Source organism: Streptomyces sp. CB01635 (genome assembly GCF_002803065.1).
Classification (GTDB): domain Bacteria; phylum Actinomycetota; class Actinomycetes; order Streptomycetales; family Streptomycetaceae; genus Streptomyces.
Genome location: NZ_NNBL01000002.1, coordinates 479,859 through 501,735, shown reverse-complemented (window position 1 = coordinate 501,735; position 21,877 = coordinate 479,859). Strand labels below are relative to the sequence as shown.

Genomic DNA, 21,877 nt, shown 5'->3' with positions numbered 1-21,877 from the left:
GTCGGCCGCGTGCGCCCACGCCCCGTACACTGGGCGGAGCGAGAAGCGTGGATGGGGCCGAGTAGCGGCGTACGCAGCCAAGAGCGACCCGGGGACGGTGGAAGCCCGGGGGCGAGCGCGACGCGAAGATCACCCCGGAGCCGCCGGAAGAAAGCCCCGCTCGCGGGGCGAGTAGAGCCGGCATCGCGACCCCAATGAGGGGGCTCACCGGAGCAGTCAGCGCCCCGGAGGGCCAAGGAGGGTGGTACCGCGGGAGCACGCCGCACACGGCGTACGTCACAGACGAAGCTCTCGTCCCTCCGACGGAGACGGAAGAAACAGTGTCCGCCGGAGGAAGATCGATGACGTACCGCCAGGTGCCCGCCCAGGTCGACCTGCCCGCCCTCGAGCACGCCGTGCTCGACTTCTGGCGCGAGCAGAAGATCTTTGCCAAGAGCTTGGAGCAGTCCGAGGGACGCCCCGAGTGGGTGTTCTACGAGGGCCCGCCCACGGCCAACGGCATGCCGGGCGCCCACCACATCGAGGCCCGTGTCTTCAAGGACGTCTTCCCGCGCTTTCGCACCATGCGCGGTTATCACGTGGCCCGCAAGGCCGGCTGGGACTGCCACGGCCTGCCCGTGGAGCTGGCGGTCGAGCAGGAGCTCGGCTTCAACGGCAAGAAGGACATCGAGGCGTTCGGCATCGCCGAGTTCAACGCCATGTGCCGCGAGTCCGTGACCCGGCACACCGACGCCTTCACCGACCTGACGACCCGCATGGGTTACTGGGTCGACCTCGACGACGCGTACCGCACGATGGACCCCGCGTACATCGAGTCCGTGTGGTGGTCGCTCAAGGAGATCTTCAACAAGGGCCTGCTGACCCAGGACCACCGCGTCGCCCCCTGGTGCCCCCGCTGCGGCACCGGGCTCTCGGACCACGAGCTGGCACAGGGCTACGAGACGGTCGTCGACCCCTCCGTCTACGTCCGTTTCCCGCTCACCTCCGGTCCGCTGGCCGGCGAGGCCTCGCTCCTCGTCTGGACGACGACCCCCTGGACGCTCGTCTCGAACACGGCGGTCGCCGCGCACCCCGACGTCACCTACGTCGTCGCGACGGACGGCAACGAGAAGGTCGTCGTCGCCGAGCCCCTCGTCGAGAAGTCGCTCGGCGAGGGCTGGGAGAAGACCGGCGAGTCCTTCACCGGCGCCGAGATGGAGCGCTGGAAGTACCAACGCCCGTTCGAGCTCGTGGAGTTCCCGGCCGAGGCCCACTACGTGGTCAACGCCGACTACGTCACGACCGAGGACGGCACCGGTCTCGTCCACCAGTCCCCCGCGTTCGGTGAGGACGACCTCAAGGTCTGCAAGTCGTACGGCCTGCCGGTGGTGAACCCGGTCCGTCCCGACGGCACCTTCGAAGAGGACGTGCCGCTCGTGGGCGGTGTCTTCTTCAAGAAGGCGGACGAAAAGCTCACCGAGGACCTCAAGGACCACGGTCTGCTCTTCCTGCACGTCCCGTACGAGCACAGCTACCCGCACTGCTGGCGCTGCCACACGGCGCTGCTCTACTACGCGCAGCCGTCCTGGTACATCCGCACCACGGAGATCAAGGACCGCCTTCTCCAGGAGAACGAGAAGACCAACTGGTTCCCTTCGAGCGTGAAGCACGGCCGCTTCGGCGACTGGCTGAACAACAACATCGACTGGGCGCTGTCCCGCAGCCGCTACTGGGGCACCCCCCTCCCGCTGTGGCGCTGCGAGGACGACCACCTCACCTGCGTCGGCTCGCTGGCCGAGCTCGGCGAGCTGACCGGCACCGACCTGGCGGACCTCGACCCGCACCGCCCCTTCATCGACGAGGTCACCTTCGCGTGCCCCCAGTGCGAGAAGACGGCCACGCGCGTGCCCGAGGTCATCGACGCCTGGTACGACTCGGGTTCGATGCCGTTCGCGCAGTGGGGCTACCCGTACAAGAACAAGGAGCTCTTCGAGAGCCGGTACCCGGCGCAGTTCATCTCGGAGGCCATCGACCAGACCCGCGGGTGGTTCTACACCCTCATGGCGGTCGGCACGCTCGTCTTCGACAAGTCGTCCTACGAGAACGTCGTGTGCCTCGGCCACATCCTCGCCGAGGACGGCCGCAAGATGTCCAAGCACCTGGGGAACACCCTCCAGCCGATCCCGCTGATGGACCAGCACGGCGCTGACGCCGTGCGCTGGTTCATGGCCGCCGGCGGCTCCCCCTGGGCCGCTCGCCGCGTCGGCCACGGCACGATCCAGGAAGTGGTCCGCAAGACCCTCCTGACGTACTGGAACACGGTCGCCTTCCAGGCCCTGTACGCCCGTACGTCGGACTGGTCCCCCAGTGAGGCCGACCCGGCCCCCGCCGACCGCACCCTGCTCGACCGCTGGCTGCTCTCCGAACTGCACGCGCTCACCGACCAGGTGACGCAGGCCCTGGAGGCGTACGACACCCAGCGCGCCGGCAAGCTGCTCTCCTCGTTCGTCGACGACCTGTCGAACTGGTACGTGCGCCGCTCGCGCCGCCGCTTCTGGCAGGGCGACAAGGGGGCCCTGCGCACCCTGCACGAGGTCATCGAGACGGTCACGCGTCTGATGGCGCCGCTGACGCCGTTCATCACGGAGCGGGTCTGGCAGGACCTGGTGGTCCCGGTCACACCGGACTCCCCCGAGTCGGTCCACCTGTCCACCTGGCCGGAGGCGGACCTCTCCGCCATCGACCCGGACCTGTCGCGGCAGATGGTCCTCGTCCGCCGCCTCGTCGAGCTGGGCCGCGCCACGCGCGCGGAGTCGGGCGTCAAGACCCGTCAGCCGCTGTCCCGCGCGCTGGTCGCGGCCGCGGGCTTCGAGACGCTCAACCCGGAGCTGCACGCCCAGATCACCGAGGAGCTCAACGTCTCCTCGCTGGCGTCGCTCTCCGAGGTCGGCGGCTCCCTGGTCGACACGACCGCCAAGGCGAACTTCCGCGCCCTGGGCAAGCGGTTCGGCAAGGGCGTCCAGGCGGTCGCGAAGGCGGTCGCAGAAGCGGACGCCGCCGCGCTCTCGCTCGGCCTGCGCGAAGGCACCGCGTCGGTCGAGATCGACGGTGAGACGATCACGCTGGCCCCCGACGAGGTCATCATCACGGAGACCCCGCGCGAGGGCTGGTCCGTCGCCTCGGACTCCGGCGCGACGGTGGCGCTCGACCTGGAGATCACGGAGGAGCTGCGTCAGGCGGGCCTGGCCCGTGACGCGATCCGCCTGATCCAGGAGGCCCGTAAGAACAGCGGCCTGGACGTCGCGGACCGGATCGCCCTGCGGTGGACGTCCACGGAGCCCGCGGTCGTCTCGGCCCTGTCCGAGCACGCCACGCTGATCGCGGACGAGGTGCTCGCCACGGACTTCGCCCAGGGCGAGGCGGACGACACCTACGGCGAGACGTTCACGGACGAGCCGCTCGCCCTCACGTTCCGCCTGCGCAAGGCGTAACCCACGACCGAAGGCCCGGTCCCGCCAAAGATCTTGGCGGGACCGGGCCTTCGGCGTTTCGTACTCACGCACAGATGAACGTTTCTGCACCGCACCCGAGGCAGCATCCGCGCCTGGCCACAGCGGTGTCCGCACTGGACTCACAGCGGTGCCCGCCCATGGCCAACGGCTGTATCCGCCTCTGGCCCACAGCGACTTCCGCACCCTGACCACGGCAAAGGGCCGGGCCCCCGGAAATCCGGGGGCCCGGCCCTTGAACGCTGCCGACGCCTAAGGCGTGGTCACGCCCGTCAGTTGTCGTCCTCGTCGATGAGGAAACCGCGCATCGGCGACGGAGCCTGCTGCATCGGCGCGGGACCCTGCGGCCGCACCGGCGCCATCGGCTGGGTCATCGCCGGCGACATCTGCTGCTGGCCACCGTAGGACGGACCGGCCGGAGGCTGGTTGCCGCCCATGGTCTGGTTGCCGCCGTAGGACGGGGCACCCGCACCGGCCGACGCCATGGAAGGCGCGGGCGACGGCGGCAGCGACGCGGTTGCCGGCGTCCGCGGGGGAGCCAGCGAGTCGTCGGCCTGGGTCTCCAGCTGACGCAGCTGCGACTCGAGGTAGGACTTCAGACGCGTGCGGTACTCGCGCTCGAAGCCACGCAGGTCCTCGACCTTGCGCTCCAGCGTGGCGCGGGCGGACTCCAGGGAGCCCATCGCGACGCGGTGCTTCTCCTGCGCGTCCCGCTCCAGGGCGTCGGCCTTGGCACGGGCGTCACGCTCGAGACCCTCGGCGCGGCTGCGGGCCTCGCCGACGATCTTGTTGGCCTCGGAACGGGCCTCCGCGATCGCCTGGTCGGCGGTCTGCTGCGCAAGGGAGAGGACACGGGCGGCGCTGTCGCCACCGGGGCCCTGACCGGGCTGCGGCATCTGCGGACCGTGACCGCCCATGGGGCCACCCATGGGACCGCCCATCGGGCCGCCCATCTGCTGCTGCAGCTGGCCCTGGCCCATCTGGCCCTGCCCGAGCTGGTTCTGGCCGGGGTGACCCTGGCCGGGGTGACCCTGCCCCATCGGACCCTGGCCCATCGGGCCGGGACCCTGCTGACCGGGACCCTGCGGTCCGTGTCCACCGGGGCCTGCGGGCAGCTGCGGCGCACCGCTGGGCAGCTGGGGCGGGCCGCCCATGGGGCCACCCATCTGCTGCTGCGGCTGCACCGGCTGCGGACCCGATATTGCGGCGGGCACCGGCGCACCGGGACCGCGCTGGTCCTGCGGTTCCGGAGGCTTGCGCATGCCGCCCTGCTGCTGGTTCTGCGCAGCGGCGCGGGTGGCTGCGGCGAGCTTCGCGCGCAGGTCCTCGTTCTCTCGGAGAAGGCGAGTCAGTTCGCCTTCGACCTCGTCGAGGAAGGCATCGACCTCGTCCTCGTCATAGCCTTCTCGGAGGCGGACGGTCGTGAACTGCTTGTTCCGCACGTCCTCGGGGGTCAACGGCATCTCTTCACCTCAACGTAGTCGTCGGCATTCGGCAAGACCGTATCGTTCACAGCCGGCTCACGACGGAGATCAGGATGTAGACGATGATCATCAGTACGAAGAAGGACAGGTCGAGCGCCACGCCCCCGAGACGCAGCGGCGGAATGAACCGCCGCAGAAGCTTGAGCGGTGGATCAGTGACAGTGTAGGTGGCCTCAAGAACGACCACCATCGCCTTGCCGGGTTGCCACGAGCGGGCAAACTGGAAGACGTAGTCCATGACCAGCCGGAAGATCAGCACGATGAGGAAACACATCAGCGCGATGTAGACAACATCCAAAACCACGCTCATGTCCGCGGTTCCCTCTCCCCTGTGTCTCGTGCCTCGTTGCCAGTACTGCACCGGCACTTCACCGGTGCTGCGTCTCAGCTCTGATTGAAGAACCCGCCCTCTGCGATGCGGGCCTTGTCCTCTGCCGTGACATCGACGTTAGCAGGCGACAACAGGAACACCTTCTGCGTCACCCGCTCAATGCTGCCGTGCAGACCGAAGACAAGACCGGCGGCAAAGTCGACAAGTCGCTTCGCGTCGGTGTCGTCCATCTCCGTCAGATTCATGATCACAGGAGTGCCCTCACGGAAGTGTTCCCCGATGGTACGGGCCTCGTTGTACGTCCGGGGGTGCAGCGTCGTGATGCGGTAGGGCTCCCGCTCGGACACAACCTTGGGCATGATCACCGGTGCGTTCTTCTCCAGGCTCTGGCGTTCAGGTGTGATGGATGCCACGGGGGCGATTCGCGCCGGACGTCCGGATTCCGCGGGCAGCGGGACCGGTTCGCGCTGGGCGGGGGGCGGCACCACTCGTACCGATTCGTCCCGTTGGGACTGGTGTGGCTGATGAGTGTTGTGCGACTGATGCGAGGGTTCGTGCCGCCTGCGGTCCCGCTCAGGTTCGGGGTCCAGCTCGGGCTCGAAGTCGTCGTCGGGGTCGAAGCCCCGGCCGTCGTACCCATCGTCCTCCACGAGGCCGAGGTAGACCGCCATCTTGCGCATCGCGCCGGCCATTGCTCTGAGTCCTCCGCTCTGTGGTGGATCGGCTGACGTCAACCAAAGTGCCTGCGATCCACGCGATCTCCCCGCCCATCAGCGAGAATGACCATATTTTCTGCTGTGGTCCGACTTCTTGGCGACGTTACCCGAGCCTGGGTCGGACTCCGAGTACCGCCGTACCGACGCGCACATGTGTCGCTCCGGCCGCCACGGCCTGTTCGAGGTCCGCACTCATCCCTGCTGACACCATGTTCGCAGCCGGATGAGCCCGGCGCAGGTCAGTCGACAAATCCATCAGCCGCTCGAACGCGGCCTGTTGGCGGTCCGCGTACGGGCCGGTGAGCGGTGCGACCGTCATCAGACCGTCGAGTCGCAAACCGGGAGCGTCCGCCACAATTGCCGCCAACTCCCCGATTCCGCCCGGCCCCACGCCACCGCGCTCGCCCCGCCCGTTCTCCCCGGCGTCGAGCGCGACCTGGATCAGGCAGCCGAGTTCGCGCTCCGCGCGCACGGCCGCCGTCGACAGCGACGTGACGAGCTTCGAGCGGTCGACGGACTGCACGACATCGGCATAACCGACCACGGAGCGAACCTTGTTGGTCTGCAGCTGACCGACAAAGTGCCACCGGAGCGGCAGGTCCGCGCATTCCGCCGCCTTGGGCGCCGCGTCCTGGTCGCGGTTCTCGGCGACATCGCGCACACCGAGTTCCGACAAGATCCGCACATCGCTCGCGGGGTACGTCTTGGTGACCACGATCAGGGTCACTTCCTCGCGCTTACGCCCTGCGGCGACGCACGCCGAAGCGATACGTTCCTCCACCTGTGCCAGATTTGCTGCGAGTTGAGCCTTACGGTCCGTCATGTCCCATCAGTCCAGCCAGACATAGCCTGCGAGCCGACCGGTGGTGCGGTCGCGGCGGTACGAGAAGTGGTCGTGCGACTCCAGGGTGCACACCGGCGACAGCTGCCGGTCACGCACCCCGAGCCGCTCCAGCTGGGCATGCACTCCGGCGGTCACATCGACGGCAGGAGTTCCCCAGCTGGTTTCGGCGAACGCCGCGGGTTCCACGGCGGCCACCTCGGCGCGCATTCCGTCCGGGACTTCGTAGCACTTCCCGCAGACGGCGGGGCCGGTGCGGGCCACGACGCGGGCGGGGTCGGCGCCGAGTTCCACCATCGCCGCTACCGCCGCGGGGACGACTCCGGCGACCATGCCGGGGCGTCCGGCGTGGGCGGCGGCGGCGATTCCCGCGACGGGGTCGGCGAGCAGGACCGGGGTGCAGTCCGCGGTGAGTACGGCGAGAGCGAGTCCGCGCCGTGCGGTGACGATCGCGTCGACGGACGGGATGTCGGCCGCCGTACCCCAGGGTCCGTCGACCACCGCGACGTCCGGGCCGTGCACCTGGTTCATCCAGACCACGTGCGCCGGGTCGAAGCCGAGCGACTGCGCCGCCCTCTTGCGGTTGGCGTGGACGGCGGCCGGGTCGTCGCCGACCGAGCCGCCGAGGTTGAGCTCCTCGTACGGAGCGGCGCTCACCCCGCCCCACCGGTCGGTGAAGGCGAAGTGGGCGCCGCTCGCGTGGTCGCGCTGTCCTATCACTTCAGGAGGTCACTTCTGCAGGTCACTTGTGCCGCTCACTTCAGGAAGTCCGGCACGTCCAGCTCTTCGGCCTGGCTGTCCTGGTAGGGACGGGCCGGCGGAACCTGCGGCGAGACGACCGGGGCGGACGGCATCTCGTTCGCCGGGGCGGCCTCGACGGGCTCCGGAGCCTTCGGTTCGTCGCGCGGGGTGACGCTGCCGAGGCTGCCGAAGGACGGGCGGGCCTCGGTGGCTCGCGGTGCCGGCTCCTCGCGCTTGGCGGACGCGCCGCCGATCACGTTGTCCCGCTTGGACGGCGGCTGTCCGCCGTCGAAGCCGGCCGCGATGACCGTGACCCGCACCTCGTCGCCCAGGGCGTCGTCGATGACGGCACCGAAGATGATGTTGGCCTCGGGGTGTGCGGCCTCACTGACCAGCTGCGCCGCCTCGTTGATCTCGAAGAGACCGAGGTCGGAGCCGCCGGAGATGGAGAGCAGCACTCCGCGAGCGCCGTCGATGGACGCTTCGAGGAGCGGCGAGGAGATCGCCATCTCCGCGGCCGCCACCGCGCGGTCGTCGCCGCGGGCGGAGCCGATGCCCATGAGCGCCGAACCGGCCTCGGACATGACCGACTTGACGTCGGCGAAGTCGAGGTTGATCAGGCCGGGCGTGGTGATCAGGTCGGTGATGCCCTGGACACCGGACAGCAGGACCTGGTCGGCCGACTTGAAGGCGTCGAGGACGGAGACCTGCCGGTCCGAGATGGACAGGAGACGGTCGTTGGGGATGACGATGAGGGTGTCGACCTCTTCGCGGAGCTCGGCGATGCCGTCCTCCGCCTGGTTCGCCCGGCGCCGGCCCTCGAAGGTGAACGGCCGGGTGACCACACCGATCGTCAGGGCGCCCAGCGAGCGGGCGATGTTGGCGACGACAGGTGCGCCGCCAGTGCCGGTGCCACCGCCTTCGCCGGCGGTGACGAAGACCATGTCGGCCCCCTTGAGGACCTCCTCGATCTCCTCGCGGTGATCCTCGGCCGCCTTGCGTCCGACGGCCGGATTGGCTCCGGCGCCGAGTCCGCGGGTGAGTTCACGGCCGACGTCGAGCTTGACGTCCGCGTCGCTCATCAACAGAGCTTGCGCGTCGGTGTTGATGGCGATGAACTCGACGCCCTTGAGACCGACCTCGATCATCCGGTTGATGGCATTGACACCACCGCCGCCGACACCGATGACTTTGATGACTGCGAGGTAGTTCTGCGGTGCTGCCACGTCGAAGGCCTCTCGCCTCGAGTTACGTGTCGCCGCCTCGCATTGGTACGTTGCGACGACTGATGCCGAAATGGGGCGGCCCGGACTGCTTGTCTGCCGACCCGAACCCTAACGCTGAAGTTTAGGGTTACCAGTGTGTCTGTTCCCTGGACTCTTCCGAACAGGACACTAAGTCGACAAGTGGCGCACGTTCAACGAACACGCCGAACCTCCCGTTTTTCTTTTCACCCTATGTGATCAGCCGTAGCAGTGCCCAACCAGGGTGCTGGCCTGCGCTGATGTGCGTCAACTACCCGATGACGCAGGGGCGGTGGGGACACTTACGTCGAAGTGCCGCGCCTTCGGGGCCGCTTTCATGAGGGCGGTGAGCGTGGTCGCCTTGGTGTCACCCTTCTCACCACTTCCCCATGCGACGGTGCGGCCGCCGCTCAGCTCCAGGGACACATCGTCGTACGAACGGACCCTGACCGCACGGGTGTCACGGGCCACGGCCGGGGGCAGATCACCCGCGACGCGGACCGCCTCACGCACCAGACGGTCCGGCCCGAAGCGCCGAAGGCTTGCCGCGGCGCCCGACTGATCCGGCGTCAATTCCAGTCGGGGAACGCCCCGGGGGGCCTTCTGCACGGTCGCGAAACGGACACCCTTGGCGTCGATTTCGACGAACTTGCCCGCGTTGGCGCCCCCTTCGCGATTTCCGCCCTTACTGCTGTTTTTACCGTTTTCGGCAATCAGAACCGGCTTGCGCTCGGTCACTTGCAATCCGATTCCGTGCGGCCAGGAACGCGTGACCTCAACCGAGTCGATCCGGGGCAATTTCCGGCGAAGACGGTCCTCAATGACGCCCGTATCGACGGAAATCAGCGGGGCGCCGACCGGAACAGCCGCGGCCGCGCGCACTTGAGCGGGCGTCAGGACTCCGGTCCCCGAGGTCGTCACGCGCTCCACCCTCAGCCACTGAGAGCCGTACAGGAGCCAGACGGCGCCGACGCCGAGCAGGAGGAGCGCGACCCCCGTCACGATCAGGAGGCGCGGGCGCCGCAGGCGCAGGCGGCCCCGAGGGGGCCGGGGCGGGCCGGACTTCGGCTTGTGCCGCTCGCCGCGGTCTGCGGTCGTCGGTCCGGCCACGCGCACTCCCGTTCCTGGCTCGGTTCACCTCCGGGGCGCCTCGACCGGTGGCGAGAGCCCGGCGCGCCCCTTCGGCTCACTCGCCGGTGTGTTATTGGCGGTGGCGCGAGGCGATCGCCTCGCGCACCATGCCGACGAGCAGCTCGTCGGCGTCCCGGCGGCCGAACTCGGAGGCGGCGCGGGACATCTCGTACAGCCGGTGCGGGTCGCCGAGCACGGGCAAAACGTTGCCCATGATCCACTCGGGCGTCAGTTCCGCGTCGTCGACCAGCAGTCCGCCGCCGGCCTTGACCACCGGCTGGGCGTTGAGCCGCTGTTCGCCGTTGCCGATGGGCAGCGGGACGTAGGCGGCGGGGAGCCCGACGGCGGAGAGTTCGGCGACGGTCATCGCGCCCGCGCGGCAGAGCATCATGTCGGCCGCGGCGTACGCGAGGTCCATCCGGTCCACGTACGGTACCGGGATGTACGGGGGCATCCCCGGCATCTGCTGGACGTGCGGCAGTTCGTTCTTCGGACCGACGACGTGCAGGATCTGGATGCCGGACTGCTGGAGCAGCGGAGCGACCCGCTGGACGACCTCGTTGAGGCGGCGGGCGCCCTGGGAGCCGCCGGAGACGAGGAGCGTCGGCAGATTCGGGTCGAGGCCGAAGGCGGCGCGCGCCTCGGGCCGTACGCGCGCCCGGTCGAGCGTGGCGATGGTGCGGCGCAGCGGGATGCCGATGTAGCGGGCGCCGCGCAGCTTGCTGTCGGGCGTAGAGACCGCGACGCCCGCGGCGTAGCGGGAACCGATCTTGTTGGCGAGGCCGGGGCGTGCGTTGGCCTCGTGCACGACGATCGGCACACCGAGGCGCTTGGCCGCGAGGTAGCCGGGCAGGGCGACATAGCCGCCGAAGCCGACGACGCAGTCCGCCTTGGTGCGCTCCAGGATCTGCTCGGCCGCCTTGATCGTGCCGCGCAGCCGGCCCGGGACGGTGATCAGTTCAGGGGTTGGCTTGCGCGGCAGCGGTACGGCGGGGATCAGCGCGAGTTCGTATCCGCGCTCGGGTACGAGCCGCGTCTCGAGCCCCTTCTCCGTACCGAGGGCCGTGATGCCCACGGTCGGGTCCTGCCTGCGCAGGGCGTCCGCGAGGGCGAGCGCGGGCTCGATGTGGCCGGCGGTCCCCCCGCCGGCGAGTACGACATGCACCGAAATTCACCGCTCTCCGGACGTACGCGCCGTGGCGCGCCGTCGCATCGTGTTCCATCTCATCCGAGGCTGCCGCATGGCCAGGGCCGCCCGCGCCGCGGGTTCCTGCCGCGCGAACGCGATCAGAAGTCCTACGGCGAACATGGTCGGCAGCAACGCTGACCCCCCGTACGAGAACAGCGGGAGCGGGACACCGGCGATCGGCAGGAGACCGAGCACCGCACCGAGGTTGACCACGGCCTGAGCCGTGATCCAGGTGGTCACGCCACCCGCGGCGTACCTCACGAAGGGGTCCTCCGTGCGTCCGGCCACGCGGATACCCGCATAGCCTAGAGCCGCGTACAGGGCGAGCACCGACAGCGTCCCCGCAAGGCCCAGTTCCTCGCCGGTGATGGCGAAGATGAAGTCGGTGTGCGCTTCGGGTAGTTGGCCCCATTTTTCCACACTCGCACCGAGCCCGGATCCGAAGAATCCGCCCGAAGCGAGGGCGTAGATGCCGTGCAGTCCCTGCCAGCAGATGTCGTCGGGGCCCGCGTCCGTGGAGCCGAGGCAGGACAGGCGTGCCATCCGGTTCGGGCTGGTCCTGATGAGGAAGACGCCGATGGCGGCCGCGACGGAGAGCACACCGACGAACAGACGGGTGGGCGCCCCGGCCAGCCAGAGCAGTCCGAAGAGGATGGCGGTGAGCAGGATCGCCGTGCCCATGTCGCCGCCGAGCATGATCAGCCCGAGCAGCAGGAAGGCCACCGGGACGAGCGGCACCAGCATGTGTTTCCACTGGGTGAGCAGCCGCTTGTCGTGCTTGCGCGCCATGAGGTCCGCGCCCCACAGGACGAGGGCCAGCTTCCCGAACTCGCTGGGCTGGAGCATGAAGGGGCCGCCCAGCGAGATCCAGTTCTGGTTGCCCCCGATGGAGACTCCTATCCCCGGCACCTGCACGAGGACCATCAGGAAGACGCTGACGGTGAGCAGCGGGTAGGCCAGCGCGCGGTGCAGCTTCACCGGCATCCGCATGGCGGCGAACAGCAGTGCCCCGCCGATCACCGCCGCGAGGAACTGCTTGCGGAAGTAGTACGAGCTGGGCAGCCCGTTCTGCAGGGCCGTGATCATCGAGGCCGAGTAGACCATCACCAGGCCGAGCACGGTGATCAGGAGGCTGGAGCCGAGGATCAGGTAGTACGCGGTGAGGGGGCGGTCCCAGGCGCGGCGGGCCTGGGTGTAGAGGCGCCGTACGGGGCTGACGCGGGCCTGCCTGGCCGGTTTCTTCGGGGGTCGCGCCGCCGGGGACCGCCGGGCCGCCCGCGCGCTGCTGCCGGGCATCAGCTCACCCCACCGCTGTACGACGATGACGCTGCCACGATCCCCTCCCGAGGGTGCCCGGCGTCACCGGGCACCCGAAGGCCCCGTCAGACGCTCGTGGAGCCGAGTTCGCGGACCGCTTCCGCGAACGCGTCGCCACGCTTGTTGTAGTTGGTGAACATGTCCATCGACGCACAGGCCGGGGCCATCAGCACGGTGTCCCCCGGCCGGGCGAGCCGCGCGGCCTCCCGGACCGCCTGCGACATCGCCCCAGTGTCGGTCCGGTCGAGGTCGACCACCGGGACGTGAGGGGCGTGTCGCGCGAGGGCTTCCCGGATCAGCGCGCGGTCCTGGCCGAACAGGACGACCCCGCGCAGCCGCTTGGCCGACCTGGTGACGAGCTCGTCGAAGGTCGCGCCCTTGGCGAGCCCGCCCGCGATCCACACGATCGACTCGTACGCGGCCAAAGAGGCTTCCGCGGCATGGGTGTTGGTCGCCTTGGAGTCGTCGACATAGGCGACTGAGTCGACGTCGGCGACGTGCGCGATGCGGTGCGCGTCCGGCGTGAAGGCGCGCAGTCCGTCGCGTACGGCGGCGGGCTCCACGCCGAAGGCGCGTGCGAGGGCGGCCGCCGCGAGGGCGTTCGCGATGTTGTGCGGGGCGGGCGGGTCGACGTCCGCGACCTCGGCGAGCTCCTGGGCGTTCTTGTGCCGGTTGTCGACAAAGGCCCGGTCGACCAGGATGCCGTCCACGACGCCGAGTTGGGAGGGGCCTGGCGTGCCGAGGGTGAAGCCGATCGCGCGACAGCCCTCCTCGACGTCGGCCTCGCGGACCAGGTCCTCGGTCGACGGCTTGTCGGTGGCATCGGCGTTGTAGACGCAGGCGACCTGATTGCCCTCGTAGATACGGCCCTTGTCGGCGGCGTACGCCTCCATGGAGCCGTGCCAGTCGAGGTGGTCGGGCGCGAGGTTGAGGACCGCCCCGGAGTGGGCGCGCAGCGAGGGCGCCCAGTGCAGCTGGTACGAGGAGAGCTCGACGGCGAACACGTCGTACGCGTCGTCGCCTTCGAGTACGACGTCGATGATCGGCGTGCCGATGTTGCCGACGGCGGCCGTGCGCAGGCCCGCCGCTTCCAGGATCGACGCGAGCATCTGCGTCGTGGTGGTCTTGCCGTTGGTGCCCGTGATGGCGAGCCAGGGAGCGGCGCCGGGGCCACGCAGGCGCCAGGCGATCTCCACGTCCCCGACGACGTCCACGCCGGCCTGCGCCGCCGCCGCGAAGAGCGGGGACGAGGGCTTCCAGCCCGGTGACGTGACGACGAGTTCGGTGCCTTCGGGGAGCGTCTCGGCGTCCCCGAGTCGGGCCGCGACGCCGAGCTGCGCGAGCTCGGCCGCCTTGGCGCGGTGCGCCTCGCTGTCGCCGCCGTCCACGACCGTGACCGACGCGCCGAGGCCGGCCAGGGCGCGGGCGGCACTGATGCCGCTCACGCCGAGACCGGCGACGGTGACTCGCTTGTTCTGCCAGTCGGACCCAGTGGTCACTTGTCGGCTGCCCATCCCGCGTAGAAGAGGCCGAGTCCGACGATCACGCACATGCCCTGGATGATCCAGAAGCGGACCACCACAAGGACTTCGGACCAGCCCTTGAGTTCGAAGTGGTGTTGCAGTGGCGCCATACGGAAGACGCGCTTGCCGGTGAGCCGGAAGGAGCCGACCTGGATGACCACGGACATGGTGATCAGGACGAACAGGCCGCCGAGCAGAGCGAGCAGGAACTCCGTGCGGGAGCAGATGGCCAGACCCGCGAGGGCGCCGCCGAGCGCGAGGGAGCCGGTGTCACCCATGAAGATCTTCGCGGGCGACGTGTTCCACCACAGGAAGCCGAAGCAGGCGCCCATCAGGGCGGATGCGACGACCGCCAGGTCCAGTGGGTCTCTGACCTCGAAACAGGCGGCGGGGTTGGTGAGGGTCTGCGCGTTGGCGCAGGACTCCTGGAACTGCCAGACACCGATGAAGGTGTACGCGCCGAAGACCATCACGGAGGCGCCGGTGGCGAGGCCGTCGAGGCCGTCCGTGAGGTTCACGCCGTTCGACATCGCGAGGATCATGAACAGCGCCCAGACCACGAACAGGACCGGGCCGATCGTCCAGCCGAAGTCCTGCACGAAGGAGAGCTTCGTGGAGGCCGGGGTGTTGCCGCGGTTGTCGGCGAACTGGAGCGAGAGCACCGCGAAGGCGATGCCGACGGTCAGCTGTCCGGCCATCTTCGCCTTGGCCCGCAGGCCGAGCGAGCGGCGCTTGACGATCTTGATGTAGTCGTCGAGGAAGCCGACCAGGCCCATGCCGCCCATCAGACCGAGCACCAGCAGGCCCGACAGGGTCGGCGCGGCGCCGGTGATGATCTTGCTCATGAAGTACGCGATGAACGTCGCCAGGATGAAGGCGATACCACCCATCGTCGGCGTACCGCGCTTGGCATGGTGCTCGCGCGGGCCGTCGTCACGGATGTACTGGCCATAGCCCTTGCGCGCAAGGAGCTTGATCAGCAGGGGCGTCCCGATCAGGGTCAGGAAGAGCCCGATCACACCCGCGAAGAGGATCTGCTTCATCATCGGGCAGCAACCTCGCCCACGTTGTCGCCGTCGACGGCGAGCAGCGCCTGCGCGACGCTCTCCAGGCCCACCGACCTCGAGGCCTTCACGAGCACGACGTCACCCGGGCGCAGCTCGCTGCGCAATAGGTCGACAGCCGCCTGTGCGTCGGACACGTGCACCGACTCCTCACCCCACGAACCCTCGTTATAGGCGCCCAGTTGCAGCCAGGACGCTTCCCTGCCCCCGACTGCCACGAGCTTGCTGACGTTGAGCCGGACGGCAAGCCGTCCGACCGCGTCGTGCTCGGCCAGCGCCTCGTCCCCGAGCTCGGCCATATGACCGAGCACCGCCCATGTACGGCGCCCTCTGCCCATCGCTGCGAGCGCTCGCAGAGCGGCTCGCATGGACTCGGGGTTCGCGTTGTAGGCGTCGTTGACGACCGTCACGCCGTCCGGGCGCTCGGTGACCTCCATACGCCAGCGGGACAGTGTGCCCGCCTCGGAGAGCGCGAGGGCGATCTCCTCCACGGACATGCCAAGGTCATGGGCGACGGCGGCCGCGGCGAGCGCGTTCGACACGTGGTGCTCACCGTACAGGCGCAAGGTCACGTCGCTGCACCCGGAGGGTGTGCGAAGGCTGAAGGAAGGCTGTCCGTTCTCCGTGAGCCGGACATTCTCGGCGCGTACGTCGGCGTCGGCACCCTCTCCGAAGAGCAGCACCTTCGCCTTCGTGCGGGAGGCCATCGCGCGGACCAGCGGGTCGTCGGCGTTGAGGATCGCGGTGCCGTCGGCCGGCAGGCTCTCGACGAGTTCGCCCTTGGCCTCGGCGATCTGCTCGCGGCCGCCGAACTCGCCGATGTGCGCGGTGCCGACGTTGAGGACGACGCCGACCCTCGGCGGGGTCAGACCGGTGAGGTACCGGATGTGGCCCTTGCCGCGCGCGCCCATCTCCAGGACGAGGTAGCGGGTGTCGTCGGTGGCGCTCAGCGCGGTCAGCGGCAGGCCGATCTCGTTGTTGAACGAGCCCGGCGTGAAGACCGTGGGCGCCTTGCGGCGCAGGACCTGGGCGATCAGGTCCTTGGTGCTGGTCTTGCCGGCGGAACCGGTGAGCGCGACGAGGGTGGCGCCGAGCCGTTCGACGACGGTGCGCGCCAGCGCGCCGAGGGCGGCCTGCACGTCGTCGACAACGATGGCGGGCACCCCGACCGGGCGCGAGGCGAGCACGGCGGCCGCTCCGGCGGCCACCACGGCGGCCGCGTAGTCGTGGCCGTCGACGCGCTCGCCGACGAAGGCGACGAAGAGGCTGCCGGGCTCCACTTCACGGGAGTCCCTGACGACCGGTCCGGTGACCTGGACGGACGGATCCGGTATGTCGTACGTCTGCCCGCCGACGACTGTGGCGATCTCGGCGAGGGAGAGGGCGATCACAACTTCATCCCTGGGTTTGCTGGATAGCTTCGCGAAGCACCAGGCGGTCGTCGAAGGGACGCACCACCCCGGCGATGTCCTGGCCCTGCTCGTGGCCCTTGCCCGCGATCAGGACGGTGTCGCCCGGCTGTGCGCGGGCGACCACGGCGGCGATGGCCGCCGCCCTGTCCTCGAAGACCTGGACCTCGCCACGCTCGTGGGCCGGCACCTCGGCGGCGCCGGCGAGCATCGTGGCGAGGATCGCGAGGGGGTCCTCGGAGCGGGGGTTGTCCGATGTCAGTACGGCGGTGTCGGCGAGCCGGGCGGCGGCGGCGCCCATCGGCATCCGCTTGGTGATGTCACGGTCGCCGCCACAGCCGAGCACGATGTGCAGCCTGTTCTCGGTGACCTTGCGCAGCGCGCGCAGCACGGACTCGACGGCGTCGGTCTTGTGCGCGTAGTCGACGACCGCGAGGTAGGGCTGGCCGGCGTCGACGCGCTCCAGGCGGCCGGGGACGCCCGGCACGGCGGCTACGCCGTCCGCGGCCTGCTGCGGGTCGATGCCCGCGGCGGCGAGCGCGACGATCGCGGCGAGCGCGTTGGCCACGTTGAACGGCCCGGCGAGCGGGGACTTGGCGGTGACCCGCTCGCCCTTGGGGCCGACGGCCACGAAGGCGGAGTCGAACGGGCCGACCTCGACGTCCTCGGCGCGCCAGTCGGCGTCCGGGTGGCCCTCGGCGGAGAAGGTCACGACGGGCACTTCGGACTCGCCGACCAGGCGGCGGCCGTACTCGTCGTCGAAGTTCACGACGCCCTGTTTGCTGCGTGCACGCGTGAACAGCTGCGCCTTGGCCCGGAAGTAGTCCTCCATGTCGGAGTGGAACTCCATGTGTTCCGGGCTGAGGTTGTTGAAGACCGCCACGTCGAAGACGCAGCCGTCGACCCGGCCGAGCACGAGGGCGTGGCTGGAGACCTCCATGGCGACCGCGTCCACGCCGCGCTCGCGCATCACCGCGAACAGCGCCTGGAGATCGGTGGCTTCGGGGGTGGTGCGCTCCGACTTGATGCGCTCGTCGCCGATGCGCATCTCGACGGTGCCGATGAGTCCGGTGCTGCGCATCGTGCGCAGGCCGCCCTCGATGAGGTAGGCCGTCGTGGTCTTGCCGGACGTGCCGGTGATCCCGATCTGGAGCAGATCGCGGCCGGGGTGGCCGTAGATCGTGGCCGCCAGCTCGCCCATCCGGCCGCGCGGGTTCTCCACGACGAGGGCCGGCAGACCGGCCGCCTCGACGCGTTCGGCGCCGGACGGGTCGGTGAGGGCGGCGACGGCGCCGAGGCTCGCGGCCTGGGCGGCGAAGTCGGCTCCGTGGAAGCGGGCGCCGGGCAGGGCCGCGTAGATGTCGCCGGGGCGCACGGCGCGCGAGTCGTGCGTGATGCCGGTGCTCCCCGTCGACGCCGTGGGCTCTTCGGGCGCGGGGACACCCAGCTGATCTGCGAGATCGGCAAGTCGCGTCGCGGTGACCTGCACCGGTCGCGGCGGTCCCGGATATGTCACGGGAGCGCCCTTCTGGGTGGCTTGGGACTGATCAGCTTGTGGCACGGCGGTGAGCGTACCGGGCGCACCGCCCATGGAGCGAAGCGAGGGGCGTGGCGCGGGCTGGTTCCCGGGATCCGGGGTGATCGTTGTCACGGGCTGTACCTGGTCACTCTCGGGGCTCGGATCAGGGCTGGAAGCTGACGGGCAGCCGGGCGGGCTCGGCGCCGGTGGGCGGGACCTGGAGCGTCTTGAGGGCGAACTCCATGACCTGCTTGTAGATGGGGCCGCAGATCTGGCCACCGAAGTAGCTGCCCTTGGTGGCGTTCTGGATCGCGCAGTAGACGGTGACTCGGGGCTGGTCGGCGGGGGCGAAACCGGCGAAGGACGAGGTGTAGCCCTTGTATCTGCCGGTGGCCGGATCTACTCGGTTGGCGGTGCCGGTCTTTCCCGCGACGCGGTAGCCGGGGATGCGCGCCTTGGCGCCGGTGCCCTCCTCGTCGTCCACGACGGACTCGAGCATCTGCGCGACCCTCTTGGCCGTTTTCGCGCTGACGACCCGGTTCTCCTTGGGCTTCGGGGCCGGGGTGAACCTGCCGTCGGGTCCCTTGGTGCCGCGTACGAGGGTGGGCTCCACGCGTACGCCGCCGTTGGCGATGGTCGAGTAGACGGAGGCCGCCTGCATCGCGTTGATGGAGAAACCCTGGCCGAAAGGGATCGTGTACTGCTGCGAGGTCGACCACTTGTCGGCGGGGGCCAGGATGCCCGGGGTCTCGCCCGGGAAGTCGAGCCCGGTGGGGCGGCCGATGCCGAACTTGCGCAGGTACGACGAGAGCACCTGGTTGGCCTGGGGCTGGGTCTTGCCGAGCTGGCCCGTGGCCAGGATGGTGCCGATGTTGCTGGACTTGGCGAGCACGCCGTTCAGCGTGAGGTGCCAGGTGGGGTGGTCGATGTCGTCCTGGAAGAGCCGGTCGCCGCGGTGCAGCCGGTTGGGCACCGTGACATGTGTGTCCGGGGTGGCCGCGTTCTCCTCGAGCACGGCGGCCATCGACATGACCTTCGCGGTGGAGCCGGGCTCGTACGCGTCCTGGAGCGCGGCGTTGCCCATGGAGGTGGAGTTGGCCTGCGAGAGGTCGTTGGGGTCGAAGCCGGGCGCGTTGGCCATCGCCAGGACCTCACCGGTCCGGGTGTCCTGCACCATCACGTAGCCGCGGTCCGCGCCGGACTTCTTCACCTGGTCGGTGATGGCCTTCTGGGCGGCCCACTGGATGTCGCGGTCGATGGTGAGCTCGACCTCCGAACCGGGCACGGCGGGCTGCTCGTTGCTGCCGGCCGTGGGCACCTGACGGCCACCGGACTGGGCGTACTTGATCTTGCCGGGCTTGCCCGAAAGATCCTTGTTCAGCTGCTGCTCGACACCGCCGCCGCCCTTGCCGTCGGCGTTGACCCAGCCCAGTATCCCGGCGGCCAGATCACCGTTCGGGTACACACGCTTGCTGCTGGGGTCGGCGAAGACTCCGGCGATGACGCTCGCCGACTTCTCCCGGTCCGCCTTCTCCGCGAGCGTGCTCTTGAGGTCCTTGATCTGCTTCCAGACCTGGGGGGTCTGGCGGCGGGCCAGCAGGACGTAGCGCGTCCTGGGGGTCCGCAGCTTCTTCGCGACCACGTCGGCGTCCATGCCGAGGATCGGGGCGAGGAGCGCCGCGGCCTGCTCGGGCGCGTCCCCCGGCACCACAGGGGGCGGGGTGTTCTTGCCGGCCACGGTGTCCGCCGGCCGGAACATCGTGGGGTCGGCCGTGATGTCGTACGCGTCCACGCTGGTGGCGAGCGCGACGCCGCTGCGGTCCGTGATCCCGCCGCGCTCGGCCGCGAGGACGTGCTCGACGTACCGGTGCTGTTCGGCCTTGGCCGCGTACGCGCTGGCGTCGACGGCCTGCACCTGGAGCAGGCGTACGACGAATGCGATGAGGACGAGGGTGAGGCCGAGGCTGACCATGCGCAGCCGGGGGCGCGGGCTGCCGAGGCGCAGGGTGACGGACGCCTTGACGGGGGCCGGGCGCGGGCGCCGCGCGCCGGAGCTGGGGCGCCGGGGGGCCGGGCGGCCGTTCCTCGCGGGCGCTGGGACCCGGCGTCGCGGGGGCTCCCTGTCGGTCATTCCGTCACCTGCCGGAGGTCGAGGGCGCGGGTTTCACCTGCGAGGACGTGGGGTTCGGCGTGGCCTTGGGGGTCGCTGACGGGGTCGGCGAGGCGCTCGCAGTCCTGCCCACGGCCTCGGGCGGGGGCGGCGCGGGGCGCCACAGCGCGGAGGGGGCCGCCGCGCCGGGGACGCCGCGCACGGTGCCGTCGGGGTTGAGGAAGGCCGGGTCGCCGCCGGGGACCATGCCCAGCTCGCGGGCGCGGCGCTGCAGGGAGTCGGGGGCCGCGTAGGCGTCGACGTCGCGCTGGAGCGCCTGCTCGTCCTCGGTGAGGTCGGTCGTCTGCTTCTTGATGTCGTTCAGCCTGAACGACCCTTCGTTGAGCGCCGAGTTCAGCATCAGGAGCGTGATCAGCCCGCCGCCGAGCAGGAGCACGACGAGGAGCACGAACGGTGTGCGGGCGGCCTGGCTGCCGCCCGCGGGCCCCGAGGGCAGCAGCCGCGCGAGTCGCGCGGCCCTCCCCCGCAGTTCGCCCCTGGGACTCATCGACCCCTCCTCGCGCGCCCGGAACTCACCCGGCGACCTCCTCGCGGATGCGCTGCGCACCCCGCAGCCGCGCCGGGGCCGCCCGGCGGTTCTCGGCGACCTCTTCCTCCGTGGGGAGCTCGGCGCCGCGCGTGAGCAGCTTGAGCCGCGGCTGGTAGCGCTCGGGGACGACCGGGAGCCCGGGCGGCGCGGTGTTCGCGGCGCCGGCCGCGAACACCTGCTTCACGAGCCGGTCCTCGAGCGAGTGGTACGACAGGACCGCGATACGTCCCCCGACGGCGAGCGCCTGCACGGCGGCCGGAATCGCCCGCTCCAGGACGCTGAGCTCGCCGTTCACCTCGATGCGCAGGGCCTGGAAGGTGCGCTTGGCAGGGTTGCCGCCGGTGCGTTTGGCGGCCTGCGGCAGCGCGTCGCGGATCAGCTCCACGAGCCGGGCACTGTTGCTGAACGGCTCCTTCTCGCGCTCGCGCACGACCGCCGAGACGATCCGCTTGGCCTGCTTCTCCTCGCCGTACGCGCGCAGGATCCGCACCAGCTCGCCCGGGGGGTACGTGTTGAGGACCTCGGCTGCGCTCATTCCGGTCGTCTGGTCCATGCGCATGTCGAGCGGCGCGTCCTGCGCGTAGGCGAAGCCGCGGTCGGCCTCGTCGAGCTGCATGGAGGAGACGCCCAGGTCGAAGAGGACGCCCTGCACGCGCGGGACGCCGAGCCGGTCGAGGACCTCGGGCAGCTCGTCGTAGACGGCGTGTACGAGGGTGGCGCGGTCGCCGAACGGGGCGAGGCGCTCACCGGAGAGGCGCAGGGCCTCCTTGTCGCGGTCGAGACCGACGAGGCGGCAGGAGGGGAACGTGGAGAGGAGGGCCTCGCTGTGTCCGCCGAGGCCGAGCGTGCAGTCGACGACGACCGCGCCGGGCTCGGCGAGGGCCGGGGCCAACAGGTCCAGGCAGCGCTGGAGCATCACCGGGACATGTCGGGTCTGGCTCAAGGGGCCCTCTCAGTTCCGGCGCGGCGCCCACGCACCGCCGGGGTGCCCGTCGCGCGCGTGGTGAAGAGTCCGGTGAAGTGCCGGGATCTTCGGTGTTTCCTGGGGTTTCCGCGTCACTTTAGTCCACGGTGTCGCCCGGTCAATCAACCGGCCTGCGCGTCGCGCGCCGCCTCTTCGCGATGCCATGGATCAGGAGAAATCACCCGTACGGGCGAGTCGGTGCCGCCTCTGTGCGTTA

17 protein-coding genes are annotated in these 21,877 nt (G+C 70.1%); 1 reads left to right on the top strand and 16 read right to left on the bottom strand.

The window, feature by feature from the left end; translation table 11 throughout:
* Positions 1-341: 341 nt before the first annotated feature.
* Positions 342-3,470, top strand: a complete 3,129-nt coding sequence (gene ileS / locus CG723_RS06270; protein WP_199841669.1) for an isoleucine--tRNA ligase — start codon at positions 342-344, stop codon at positions 3,468-3,470.
* A gap of 290 nt (positions 3,471-3,760) precedes the next feature.
* On the opposite strand, the gene CG723_RS06265 is transcribed toward ileS, so the two are convergent.
* From CG723_RS06265 to rsmH, 16 genes are all read right to left on the bottom strand, one after another.
* Positions 3,761-4,951: a DivIVA domain-containing protein gene (locus tag CG723_RS06265; protein ID WP_100592228.1), complete on the bottom strand. Its 1,191-nt coding sequence runs from the start codon at positions 4,949-4,951 to the stop codon at positions 3,761-3,763.
* A gap of 46 nt (positions 4,952-4,997) precedes the next feature.
* Positions 4,998-5,282, bottom strand: a complete 285-nt coding sequence (locus tag CG723_RS06260) for a YggT family protein (RefSeq protein ID WP_033318070.1) — start codon at positions 5,280-5,282, stop codon at positions 4,998-5,000.
* A 74-nt stretch (positions 5,283-5,356) separates the two neighbouring features.
* Positions 5,357-5,995 carry a cell division protein SepF gene (locus tag CG723_RS06255; protein ID WP_100592227.1) on the bottom strand — a complete coding sequence of 213 codons (639 nt, stop codon included), beginning with the start codon at positions 5,993-5,995 and terminating at the stop codon, positions 5,357-5,359.
* A 127-nt stretch (positions 5,996-6,122) separates the two neighbouring features.
* Entirely contained in the window at positions 6,123-6,842 is a 720-nt protein-coding gene (locus tag CG723_RS06250) for a YggS family pyridoxal phosphate-dependent enzyme (RefSeq protein ID WP_100592226.1), read from the bottom strand.
* Positions 6,843-6,848: 6 nt separating this feature from the next.
* Positions 6,849-7,580 carry a peptidoglycan editing factor PgeF gene (gene pgeF, locus CG723_RS06245; protein WP_100592225.1) on the bottom strand — a complete coding sequence of 244 codons (732 nt, stop codon included), beginning with the start codon at positions 7,578-7,580 and terminating at the stop codon, positions 6,849-6,851.
* Between the two features lie 35 nt (positions 7,581-7,615).
* Complete coding sequence (gene ftsZ / locus CG723_RS06240; protein ID WP_100592224.1) at positions 7,616-8,827, bottom strand: cell division protein FtsZ; 1,212 nt, start codon at positions 8,825-8,827, stop codon at positions 7,616-7,618.
* Between the two features lie 285 nt (positions 8,828-9,112).
* A complete protein-coding gene (locus tag CG723_RS06235; RefSeq protein WP_100592588.1) occupies positions 9,113-9,955 on the bottom strand; it encodes a cell division protein FtsQ/DivIB in 843 nt (280 codons plus the stop codon).
* A gap of 91 nt (positions 9,956-10,046) precedes the next feature.
* Positions 10,047-11,141 carry an undecaprenyldiphospho-muramoylpentapeptide beta-N-acetylglucosaminyltransferase gene (gene murG, locus CG723_RS06230; RefSeq protein WP_100592223.1) on the bottom strand — a complete coding sequence of 365 codons (1,095 nt, stop codon included), beginning with the start codon at positions 11,139-11,141 and terminating at the stop codon, positions 10,047-10,049.
* A gap of 6 nt (positions 11,142-11,147) precedes the next feature.
* Positions 11,148-12,461 (bottom strand): putative lipid II flippase FtsW, encoded by a 1,314-nt coding sequence (ftsW, locus tag CG723_RS06225; protein WP_100592222.1) that lies wholly within the window; start codon positions 12,459-12,461, stop codon positions 11,148-11,150.
* Positions 12,462-12,547: 86 nt separating this feature from the next.
* Complete coding sequence (gene murD / locus CG723_RS06220; RefSeq protein WP_100592221.1) at positions 12,548-13,996, bottom strand: UDP-N-acetylmuramoyl-L-alanine--D-glutamate ligase; 1,449 nt, start codon at positions 13,994-13,996, stop codon at positions 12,548-12,550.
* Positions 13,978-15,051, bottom strand: a complete 1,074-nt coding sequence (mraY, locus tag CG723_RS06215) for a phospho-N-acetylmuramoyl-pentapeptide-transferase (protein ID WP_100592220.1) — start codon at positions 15,049-15,051, stop codon at positions 13,978-13,980. Before mraY ends, murD begins: the two co-directional genes overlap by 19 nt.
* Entirely contained in the window at positions 15,048-16,460 is a 1,413-nt protein-coding gene (locus tag CG723_RS06210; RefSeq protein WP_100592219.1) for a UDP-N-acetylmuramoyl-tripeptide--D-alanyl-D-alanine ligase, read from the bottom strand. Before CG723_RS06210 ends, mraY begins: the two co-directional genes overlap by 4 nt.
* 4 nt (positions 16,461-16,464) lie before the next feature.
* Positions 16,465-18,129, bottom strand: coding sequence for a UDP-N-acetylmuramoyl-L-alanyl-D-glutamate--2,6-diaminopimelate ligase (locus CG723_RS06205; protein ID WP_100592218.1), 1,665 nt, complete (start codon positions 18,127-18,129; stop codon positions 16,465-16,467).
* Between the two features lie 31 nt (positions 18,130-18,160).
* Entirely contained in the window at positions 18,161-20,128 is a 1,968-nt protein-coding gene (locus tag CG723_RS06200; protein ID WP_100592217.1) for a peptidoglycan D,D-transpeptidase FtsI family protein, read from the bottom strand.
* A gap of 4 nt (positions 20,129-20,132) precedes the next feature.
* Positions 20,133-20,654, bottom strand: a complete 522-nt coding sequence (locus tag CG723_RS06195; RefSeq protein ID WP_100592216.1) for a cell division protein FtsL — start codon at positions 20,652-20,654, stop codon at positions 20,133-20,135.
* A 25-nt stretch (positions 20,655-20,679) separates the two neighbouring features.
* The gene (gene rsmH, locus CG723_RS06190) at positions 20,680-21,639 is read right to left on the bottom strand and encodes a 16S rRNA (cytosine(1402)-N(4))-methyltransferase RsmH (RefSeq protein ID WP_100592215.1); all 960 of its coding nucleotides are present in this window, start codon (positions 21,637-21,639) and stop codon (positions 20,680-20,682) included.
* Positions 21,640-21,877 lie beyond the last annotated feature (238 nt).

Coding starts and splice junctions, on each gene's coding strand:
- ileS (WP_199841669.1), top strand. CDS start 342: ATGACGTACCGCCAGGTGCCCGCCCAGGTCGACCTGCCCGCCCTCGAG.
- CG723_RS06265 (WP_100592228.1), bottom strand. CDS start 4,951: ATGCCGTTGACCCCCGAGGACGTGCGGAACAAGCAGTTCACGACCGTC.
- CG723_RS06260 (WP_033318070.1), bottom strand. CDS start 5,282: ATGAGCGTGGTTTTGGATGTTGTCTACATCGCGCTGATGTGTTTCCTC.
- CG723_RS06255 (WP_100592227.1), bottom strand. CDS start 5,995: ATGGCCGGCGCGATGCGCAAGATGGCGGTCTACCTCGGCCTCGTGGAG.
- CG723_RS06250 (WP_100592226.1), bottom strand. CDS start 6,842: ATGACGGACCGTAAGGCTCAACTCGCAGCAAATCTGGCACAGGTGGAG.
- ftsW (WP_100592222.1), bottom strand. CDS start 12,461: ATGCCCGGCAGCAGCGCGCGGGCGGCCCGGCGGTCCCCGGCGGCGCGA.
- murD (WP_100592221.1), bottom strand. CDS start 13,996: ATGGGCAGCCGACAAGTGACCACTGGGTCCGACTGGCAGAACAAGCGA.
- mraY (WP_100592220.1), bottom strand. CDS start 15,051: ATGATGAAGCAGATCCTCTTCGCGGGTGTGATCGGGCTCTTCCTGACC.
- CG723_RS06200 (WP_100592217.1), bottom strand. CDS start 20,128: ATGACCGACAGGGAGCCCCCGCGACGCCGGGTCCCAGCGCCCGCGAGG.
- CG723_RS06195 (WP_100592216.1), bottom strand. CDS start 20,654: ATGAGTCCCAGGGGCGAACTGCGGGGGAGGGCCGCGCGACTCGCGCGG.